At 69.5% G+C, this 10,117-nt stretch carries 3 protein-coding genes; all 3 read right to left on the bottom strand.

Annotation, left to right across the window (positions count from 1 at the left end):
- The coding region (locus VGW35_13755; protein HEV8308721.1) for a TCP-1/cpn60 chaperonin family protein at positions 1 to 583 on the bottom strand (583 nt) is incomplete at its 3' end.
- 53 nt (positions 584 to 636) lie between these two features.
- Positions 637 to 945: a co-chaperone GroES gene (gene groES / locus VGW35_13750; GenBank protein HEV8308720.1), complete on the bottom strand. Its 309-nt coding sequence runs from the start codon at positions 943 to 945 to the stop codon at positions 637 to 639.
- Positions 946 to 1,139: 194 nt separating this feature from the next.
- On the bottom strand, positions 1,140 to 9,959 hold the full coding sequence (locus tag VGW35_13745) for a glucoamylase family protein (protein ID HEV8308719.1): 8,820 nt from the start codon (positions 9,957 to 9,959) through the stop codon (positions 1,140 to 1,142).
- Positions 9,960 to 10,117: the final 158 nt, after the last annotated feature.

Raw genomic sequence — 10,117 nt, 5'->3', positions numbered from 1 at the left:
CGAACTGCATCCCCTCGACGACCTCGAGGGTGGTCTCCATCGCCTTGGCCTCTTCCACCGTGATGACGCCGTCCTTGCCGACCTTCTCCATGGCCTCGGCGATCAGGTTGCCGATCGTCTTGTCGTTGTTGGCCGCGATCGTCGCGACCTGGGCGATCTCCTTCTTGTCCTTGGTCGACTTGGTCATGTTCTTGAGCTCGTCGACGACCTTCTCCACCGCCTGCTCGATGCCCCGCTTGAGGCCCATGGGATTGGCGCCGGCGGTCACGTTCTTCAACCCCTCGCGGAAGATGGCCTGGGCCAGGAGGGTCGCGGTCGTGGTCCCGTCGCCGGCCACGTCCGAGGTCTTGGAGGCCACTTCCTTCAGCATCTGGGCCCCCATGTTCTCGGAGGACTCCTTCAGCTCGATCTCCTTGGCCACGGTGACGCCGTCCTTGGTGATGGTGGGGCTCCCGAACTTCTTGTCGATGACCACGTTCCGGCCCTTCGGGCCCAGGGTGGCCTTCACGGCGTGTGACATGATGTTGACGCCGCGCAACAGCGCGGCGCGGGCTTCCTCTTGGAACAGGATCTGCTTGGCCATGATCTATTTCTCCCGATGTGCGCAAATGAGTGGCCGCGGCTGAGCCGCGAGTTTCACGAGCCGAGGATGCCGAGAACGTCCTCCTCCTTCATGATGAGGTACTCCCGGCCGTCTACCTGAATCTCGCTACCGGAGTACTTGCCGAAGAGGATCCGATCGCCCTCCTTGACGGCGAGGGGCAGTCTCTTCCCGTCGTCGGTCACCTTGCCGGTACCGACGGCGATGACCTTTCCCTCCTGGGGCTTCTCCTTGGCGGTATCGGGAATGATAATGCTCCCGTGCTTCTCGTCCTGTTCTTCGAGGCGCTTGACGAGAACGCGGTCGTGGAGTGGGCGGACCTTGGTCTTCGTTGCCTGGGCCATGGGGGCCTCCCCTCTTCGGGCTGTGGGTGGGCGGTTCTCGGAGGGTCCAGCAGCCATTAGTGTACCACTAAAATAGTACAGTATGACAAGCAATCGACGGGCCGCAACTGGCGGGCCCCCCTCCCTTACCGGGCGCGGGCGGCTGGCGGGCGAGGCTGAACGAGAGGCGAGTGTGCCGTTCGAGCCGGCACCCTTCACCCGAGGACCACCCGGACGCGGTGGGTGGCGCCGTCATCGGTGAGCGGGAGGCCCGCGCGGCCCGACGCCAGAGGCGCGCCGTCGACCTCGACTCCGGAAATGCCGCGGGTCACCCCGTGGGGGTTCTCGACCGTGATCTCATAGCGCGACGCGTGGTAGTGGAACGTGATCTCGAAGCGGCGCCACGCCCGCGGGATGCAGGGATCGAGGTGAAGGACCGCGCCGCGCAGCCGGAACCCGAGAAGCCACTCGATCCCGGCCCGGTACATCCAGCCGGCCGAGCCCGTGTACCACGTCCACCCTCCGCGGCCGACGTGCGGGGACTCGGCATAGACGTCGGCGGCCGCGACATAGGGCTCGACCTTGTACCGATGGACGCCGGCCCGGGTGCTCGCGCGGTTGATCGGATTCAGGATCGAGAAGAGCTCGTTCGCTCGGTCGCCGTCACCGAGGGCCGCGAACGCCATCACCGACCAGATCGCGGCGTGGGTGTACTGGCCGCCGTTCTCGCGGACGCCCGGGGGGTAGCCTTTGATGTAGCCGGGCTCGAGCGGCGAGCGGTCGAACGGCGGGGTGAACAGGAGGACCAGCTCCTGGCCGCGCCGGACCAGATACTCCTCGACGGCGGCCATCGCGCGCGCCGCGCGCTGGGGCTCGGCGGCGCCCGAGAGCACTCCCCACGACTGCGCGATCGAATCGATGCGACATTCCGCGTTGACGGTGGAGCCGAGCGGGCTTCCGTCGTCGAAGAAGGCGCGGCGGTACCAGTCTCCGTCCCACGCCTCTCGTTCGAGGGCGGCCTTGAGAGCGCGCACATGAGCGCGCCACCGGTCGGCGCGCGCGTGTTCGCCGCGGGCCTCGGCCCACCGCGCGAATTCCCAGAGGGTCGTATGCAGGAACCAGCCGAGCCACACGCTCTCTCCACGCCCTTCGGGCCCGACGTGGTTCATGCCGTCGTTCCAGTCTCCCGTGCCGATCAGGGGAAGACCGTGCCCACCGACCGCCAGGCTCCGGTCGAGCGCGCGAGCGCAGTGCTCGAACACCGTGCTGCGCTCGGCGGAGACGCCGGGCTCGAAGTACGCGTCGGCCTGGCCCGTCGCCAGGGGCGGCCCCTCGAGGAAGGGAACGACGTCGTCCAGCACGGTCGCGTCGCCCGTGGCCTCGACGTAGTGGGTGACGGCGTAGGGCAGCCAGACCGGGTCGTCGGAGATCCGGGTGCGCACCCCCCGGCCGGCGGGGGGATGCCACCAGTGCTGGACGTCGCCCTCCACGAACTGGCGGCCGGCGGCCCGGAGGAGGTGCTCGCGCGCGACGTCCCGGTGGGCGACGGTCAAGGCCATCACGTCCTGGAGCTGGTCGCGAAAGCCGTACGCGCCACCGGCCTGGTAGAAGGCCGACCGGGCCCAGACCCGGCAGGCGAGCGTCTGGTAAAGGAGCCACCGGTTCAGCATGATGTCCAGGGAGCGGTCCGGCGTCCGGACCTGGATGGCGCCGACGATGTCGTCCCACCGAGTTCTGACGGCCTGCAACGTGACATCGAGGTCGGCCGCGCGATAGCGAGTGAGCAGCGCGCGCGCGTCGTCGGCGGTCGCGGCCTGGCCGAGGAAGAACACGACGTCCTCACGCTCGCCGGGCGGCAGCTCGATGACGGTTTGAAGCGCAGCGCACGGGTCGAGACCGGCGCCGACCCGACCGGACGGGCGGTTCCCTCGTTCCAGCAGCGCGGGATGATCGAGCGTCCCGTGGCGACCCAGGACCTCGGTCCGATCGCCGGTCCACGCGGTCTGACGACCCCCGAGGTCGGCGAACGCGACGCGACCGCCGAAGTCCAGGTTTCCGGCGTTGCGCGCGAACAGCGCCAGCGTGTCCCGATCGACCTCGGTGACGATGACCGGCGCCGCGGCGCTTCGCGAAACGCCCAGCACCCACTCGACGTACGCCGTCACCGAGAGACGCCGGGACCTGCCGGACCGGTTCTCGAGCGTCAGCCGGGAGATCTTGACCGGGTCGGCCAGGGGCACGAACTGGAGGAGATGCAGGGAGATCCCGTGGGACGTGTGCTCGAAGCGGCTGTAGCCCTGGCCATGCCGGGCGACATAGGGCCACGCGTCCTCCCGGATGGGGAGCATGGTCGGCCCCCACAGCGCGCCGGTCTCTTCATCCCGGACATAGATCGTCTCGCCCGGCGGGTCGCTGACCGGATCGTTGGACCACGCGGTCAGCTGGTTCTCCCGGCTGTTGAGCGACCAGGGGAACCCGGCGCCGGATTCGGAGACCTGGAAGCCGAAGGTGGGGTTGGCGACGACGTTGATCCAGGGCGCCGGCGTCCATTGCCCCTCCCCGAAGACCATGGCGTATTCGCGCCCGTCGTCGACGAAGCCCCCCAGGCCGTTGTAGAACTCCAATTCGGGGCGGGGAGGCGGCCCGTCGACGGACGACCCCTCTCTGGGCGGGCGGCGGGGCGCGGGCGCGACCGGGCCCCGGGGCGAGTGCGTCCGCGCGAGCTGCTCCGCGAGGGTGCCGTGGCGACTCAGGAGGACGGCTCGGGCAACCGCCAGCAGGGCACTGCGCTCCTTCGGCGAGAGGCGATCCCTCCGCAGGATGAAGACGCTCCCGTGTGTCGCGTGTTGCTCGTGGCGCGACGCCGACTGGCTCGCTCGAACCAGCGCCTCCAAGGAGGCCTGGAGCTCCTCCGTGTAGGAGTGAGCCTCCTCGTTCAGGATGACGAGATCGACCGCCAGTCCCTTCAGACGCCAGTACTCGTGAGCGCGGAGGAGTTGTCGGACGATCCCTCGATCCTCCGGCTCGTCGATGCGGACGAGGACGATCGGGAGGTCACCGGAGATCCGGTGGGCCCAGAGAGCCGAGGGACCCGCCGTGTTGCGCTTCAGCACGTCGGCGGAGGGCCGCAGCGTCGCGTTGGAGTAGAGGATCCGACTCGCCAGCTCCTGGAAGAGATGAGCCTCGTCCGTGCCGACCCCGAGATGCTGGAGCTGGACCTGGGCCTGCGTCCAGGCCAGCGTGACCGTGCGCTCGAACGTCGCCGGGTCGCGATACTTGTCAGCCATCGCCACGGCCGCCTCGCGTGAGGCGGCGACGAGCGTGGAAAAGCTGAGGCGGGCGCTCTCGCCCGGTCCGAGTCGAACCCGCCGCCTGAGGCTGAAGATCGGATCGAGCACCGAGCCCGCCGTGTTCGAGAGTGGCCGGTCGTCGATCACCGACAGCGGCGTGCGGATTCCCCGCCCCCGCCCGAGGAACCGCCCGCGGTCGGTTTCGTACTGGGCGCCACCACCGGCCTGACCCTCGACGACGACGACGTGGGCCGCCCAGACGGTCGGCTCCGCCGCCGACCGGACGCGGCGAGTGGCCAGCAGAGCCCCGAGGTCGGGCAGCGATTCCGTCTGGACGAAGAGGTTGGAAAACGCCGGGTGCGCGGCGTCCGCCGACGGTGGCGCCAACACGAGCTCGGCGTAGGACGTCAGCTCGATCTCTCGCGCCTGCACCCCGAGATTCGTGACCGAGACGCGGCGGATCTCGGCGTCGTCTTCCGGGGAGACCAGCACCTCGAGCGTGGTCGTGATCGCGCCGTCGCGCCGATGGAACTCGGCGCGGTCTTCGGAGAACGTCGCCCGATAGGCGTCCGGCTCGACGCCGGTCGGCTGGTACCCGGCCGACCAGACCGCGCCGGTCTGGACGTCCCGCAGAAAGAGGTACGTCCCCCAGTGATCCCGCGTGACGTCCTCGCGCCATCGGGTGATCCCGAGGCCCGCGCACCGGCTGTAGCCCGAACCCGCGGTCGTCAGCATCACCACGTATCGCCCGTTGGAGAGCAGGTGCGTCCGCGGAGCCGGGTCGTGCGGCGATGTGAATTGCCGGAAGACCGGAACCGCGAAGTCGCGGACATGGGCCGGGGCCTGCACTTCCTCCACCCGAGGTCGCGCGACCGCGACGTCCCAAGGGGCGCGCTCCTGCAGGAGCAGTTCGGTGGCCTGGATGATGGGCTCGGCGTGGAATCGCGCGCGCATCACTCCGTCTCGGAGGACATCCGCCAGCGCGACGAGGGTCATGCCCTGGTGGTGCGCCATGTAGGCGCGAACGATCGCCATCCGCGTCCCTCCCGGGAGCCGCGATCGCGTGTAGTCGAGCGCCTCGTAGAAGCCGTACGCCCCCCGGGCGCCCACTTCGGCGAGGCGTGAGAAGTTCCGGGCGGCGGCCACGGGATCGACCATCGCGGCCAGAGCGCTCGCGTACGGCGCGACGACCAGGTTCTCGCTGAGGCCCCGCTCGAGACCCAGGCCCGGGACCCCGAAATTCGAGTACTGGTACGTCAGGTCCAGGTCGCGCACGTTGTACGCCGACTCGGAGATCCCCCAGGGAACCCCGTGCTCTTCGCCGTAACTCACTTGACGCCGGACGACGAAGCGATACGTCTGCTGAAGCAGGCTGCCCGACGGCGAGCGCATGATGAGCGCGGGCATCAAGTACTCGAACATCGAGCCGGACCAGGACACGAGCGCCGACCCGAGCCCGACCGGGGTCATCGGGCGGCCGAGCCGGAACCAGTGCGAGACGGGAACGTCTCCCTTGGCGATCGCGATGAAGCTGGCCAGCCGCGCTTCGGAGGCGAGAAGGTCGTACGCGCCCGGGTCGGGGCTGCCGTCGGTGACGCGGTAGCCGATCGAGAAGAGCTGGCGAGTGGAATCGAAGAGGAATCCGAACTGCATCGCATCGAACAGGTCCTTGGTGAGGCGGGCGATCTCCAACAGTCGGTGGACGAGCATTCGGGAAGCCGCGGAAGAGCGCTCCAGTCCTTCGATGGCCTGGTCCAGGCGCGCGATCGCCGCCCCGCGCGCCGATCCGTCGGGCGGCAGGTCCCCGCGCAGGGTCGCGAGCTCGCTGATCGCGGCCTGGCAGCGGTCGGCCAGGTCGGCCGGGGTCGACGGGGCGGACAGGAGAGCCCCGATCGCCCGCCCGGCCTCGGGGGACGCGTTCGCGAGCTCGGTCAGGACGGCTTCGAGGTGCGGCGCCCACGGCATGATCGTCTCGAGGTCGCGCTCGTGGCTCGCGATGGTGGCGCGCGCCGCCAGGGCCCAGACCAGGAGGTCGGAGTCCTCGCGGTCGCCGCGCTCGGCCGTCAGGGCGCGCGCGACGTCCACGAGCGTCTCGGCCTCGACGGCGAGCCGACGGAGGCGGCCGGCCCAGCCCACCGGGTCCGCCGGCGGGTCGCGGAGATCCGCGGCCAGCGCCCGGCAGGCCTCATCGAGATGGCCGAGCGTGACCATCTGCGTCCGGCGGTGGTCGGCCAGGCCGCTGGCGGCCTCCTGGACGAGCAGAAGCGCGTCCTCGATTCCGCCGAACGCTTCGCGATCCAGCAGCGAGTGATGGAGCGCGCTGCGACAGGCATTGCCGAGCGCGAGGAGATGACCGGCGAGATTGCCGCTGTCCACGGTCGACACGTAGCGCGGTTCCAGCGGGCACAGTCCACCCGTGTCATACCAGTTGTAGAAGTGGCCTCGGAAGCGCTCGAGGCGGCCCATCGTCGCCAGCGTGACCTCGAGCCGTTCGACGGTCTCCAGACTGCCAATCCAGCCGAAATCGCGCGCGGCGACCGTCGCCAGCAGGGAGAGGCCGATATTGGTGGGAGACGTGCGATGCGCGACAACAGGCTTCGGATCCTCCTGGAAGTTGTCCGGCGGCAGGAAGGTGTCGTCCGGACCGACGAAGGCGTCGAAGAACCGCCAGGTGCGGCGCGCGGTCGAGCGCAGGATTCGGGCCTGCGGCCGCGACAGGAGCGGAGTCGGGGACGCGCCCGGCGGCTGGCTGATCCATCGGGCCACCAGCGGTGAGAGTCCCCAGAGCAAGACGAACGGGGTGGCCACCACCCAGCTGTCGGGTCGCCCGAGGGCCACCAGTGCTCCGCCCGCGGTGGCCAGGAGTGGTGCGCCGCGCATCCGTCGATACACGCCGGTGACGTCGAGGGCCAGTCCCGACTTGGCCTGGGCGGCGGTCATCCACTCGAGCAGCCGTCGGCGGGTCACGCACAGGCGAACGAGCGTCCGGGCGATCGCGTCGCTCATGAGCCAGGCCTGATGGGCGATGAACGTGGTACCGAGCGCGATCTGGGAGGCGGCGAGGAGGAAGCCCCGTCCGACGGCGCGGATGTGGGTCCGTTTGGAGATCCCCGATCGCTTGGGGATCACCTCGGCGAACGCCGGCAAGAGAGCGGGGAGCGCGATCGTGGCGAGCACGAACGCCGTCCACACGAGGGGCGGGCTGTGGGGGAGCGTCCAGCCGCCGACGAGCGTGAGCCAGGCGGCGGGAGCCGACAGGGTCCGGCGGAGGTTGTCGATGATCTTCCACAGGCCGATGACCGGGATCCGGGTTCGAGGCATCCCGGCCGCGGCGTCCCGCCCGACGATCCAGGGGAGCAATTGCCAGTCTCCGCGCGCCCACCGGTGCTGCCGGGCGGCGGCGACCTCGTAGTCGGTCGGGAACTCCTCGAAGACCTCGATGTCGGTCACGAGCCCCGCTCGAGCGAAAATTCCCTCGAACAGATCGTGGCTCAGGAGCGCGTTCTCGGGCGCGCGGCCCTCCAGGGCCGCGGCAAACGCCTCCACGTCATAGATGCCCTTGCCGGTGTACGAGCCTTCACCGAAGAGATCCTGGTAGACGTCGGAGATCGCGGCCGCATAGGGATCGATTCCCGCCGGACCCGCGTAGATCCGCTGGAAGAGGGACTTGTCGCGATCGGTGGGCATCGTGGGCGTGACCCGAGGTTGAAGTACGGCGTATCCGTCGACGACGCGACCCACTCGAGCGTCGAATGCCGGGCGGTTGAGTGGATGGGCCATCGTCCCGACGAGGCGGAGGGCGGCGCCCCGGGGCAGATGGGTGTCGGCATCGAGGGTGATCACGTATCGGACGGCCGCGGGCACGTCAGGCCGCCGTCCACGCGTGGCCATGAATGTCGTGTCGTTCGCCCCGCGGAGGAGGCGGTTGAGCTCGTCAAGCTTCCCGCGCTTGCGCTCCCACCCCATCCATTTGCCTTCTCCCTCGCTCCACACCCGCCGGCGATGGAGCAAGAAGAACCGGGCCCCCGCGTCGGGCGCGGGACCGTTGCGTCGGTTGAGACGCGCGATCCCATCGATGGCAGCCGCCAGGAGCCGATCGTCCTCTGGCAGCGTCTCCGTGGGCGCGTCGATCCAGTCGGACAGGAGAGCGAAGTGGATGGCGCCGTCGGGATTGGCGAGATGATGGATTTCCAGGCGAGCGATGTGCTCCTCGATCTCGGCTTCGCTCGTCAGCAGGGTCGGCATCACCACGAGAGTTCGCAGGGTGGACGGGATGCCGCCGCGGAGCTCGAGGCGCGGCAGCGGTCTCGGTCCGAGCAGCTCGGTGACGGCACGATTGATGAGGGCGACCGCGAGGTCGGAGGCCGGGACCAGGGCGACGAGTCCCAGCAGGACGAGGGCCAGGGGACTCATCCCCGCGGTGTGCGCGGCCAGGAGCGGGAGGGCCAGGAGCAATCCCGTCACGAGGCCGATACTGCCGAGATAGCTCGGCGCCGCCCTCCGCACGTAGGTCCGAAGAAGCCACCGCCGTACCGGAACCCGGTAACCGATCTCCTTTTCAAGGAGCGGCCGCCCTCGGGAGATCAGGTAGTAACCGGGATCTTCACACCGATCGGCGGGAGGGACGCCGGACGGCCGCGGCACCGGGGGGCCACGCTGGGCTCGAGCGATCGCCCGCCGGGTGACCTCCAGTTCGGACTGGCGGGAACCTCGTGCCAGGTCTTCGATCGCGTGACGGTATCGGTCTCGTGTCGTGAAGTCCATGGCGCCGAAGTGGCTGCCGGCTCGCAGCACGTCATCGACGAGGCTGACGCTCTCGAAGAACTCCGCCCAGTCGAACGTTGACATCGTCCGCATGCTGGTGATCAGGTTGCGGACCGTCACATTCATCGCGGCCTGGCTCTGATGTTCGAACCGCACCAGCTCGTCGGGCGACGTTCTCGACCCCGACAGCTGCTGGTTGAGCCACGAGACCGCCGGCGTCGACTCGGGATCCTGCTCCCGGAGGCGCTGGACGAGCTGCACGGTAAACGCGATCGGCAAGTCGGCGGCCTCGAGCTGCTGAAAGGCCAGGGGGCGGCGCGGTCGGCCGCCCAGCCCGAGCAGATCGTCCGCCAGCGCGTCGGCGTCATGGCGGGCGGCGCGTCCCTTCACGATCCGCTCGGCCAGGCGCCGGAGGTTCTCCAAGAGCACCATCCGGAGCGCGATGGGAACGGCCCAGAGCTCGCCGATGGTCAGCGGCTGTACGCGCTGGAATGCGCGGACGACGCGCTGGAGGGTCTCGGGCTCGAAACGGCTGTCGGTGTGCGCGACGAAACCCCAGGCCAGGCCGAGGACCCGAGGGTAACCCTGCAGGGGGCCGTCCGCGAGCTTGGGGAGCTGGCGGTAGAATCCGACCGGGAGGTCCTCCCGGACCTCCCGCAGGACGTCCTCCACGATGTGAAAGTTGTCGACGAACCACTCGGCGGCCGGGGTGATCGCGCCTTCCTCTCGGATCACCGCGGCGATCGCGCGATAGGACTGGAGCAGAACCCGCCCACTATCCCGTACGCGCTGTGAGAGGGGGCGCCCGGCCTCGCCCTCGGCGAGGGTGCGCTGCCTGGCCAGGCTTTCCGCGTGCTGCTCGAGTCGTTCGGCGCTGAAGAGCTCGGCTCGAATGGGGTCCGGGGACTCGGGCATGGGTGCCGACGAGACGGCCGGCGACGCCAGGTCCCGGAGGAGCAACGAGGCTCTCAGTTCCGGCATTTCGGGATTGGATCACCTCAGGAGGCCGGGGCCGCGACGTCCGCCGCGGTGGGGCGCTTCACGCACGCCCCGACGATGTCGATGAGCCGCGTGATCGCCAGGGCGCGGATCACGGGCCAGGACGGATCGAACTCGAGCCGCCGCACGCTGAACTTCGG

This window comes from Candidatus Methylomirabilota bacterium, assembly GCA_036005065.1.
In the GTDB taxonomy this organism is placed as follows: domain Bacteria; phylum Methylomirabilota; class Methylomirabilia; order Rokubacteriales; family DASRDR01; genus DASYQW01.
The sequence above is the reverse complement of the archived record's forward strand: the minus strand, read 5'-3'. Positions and strand labels throughout refer to the sequence as shown.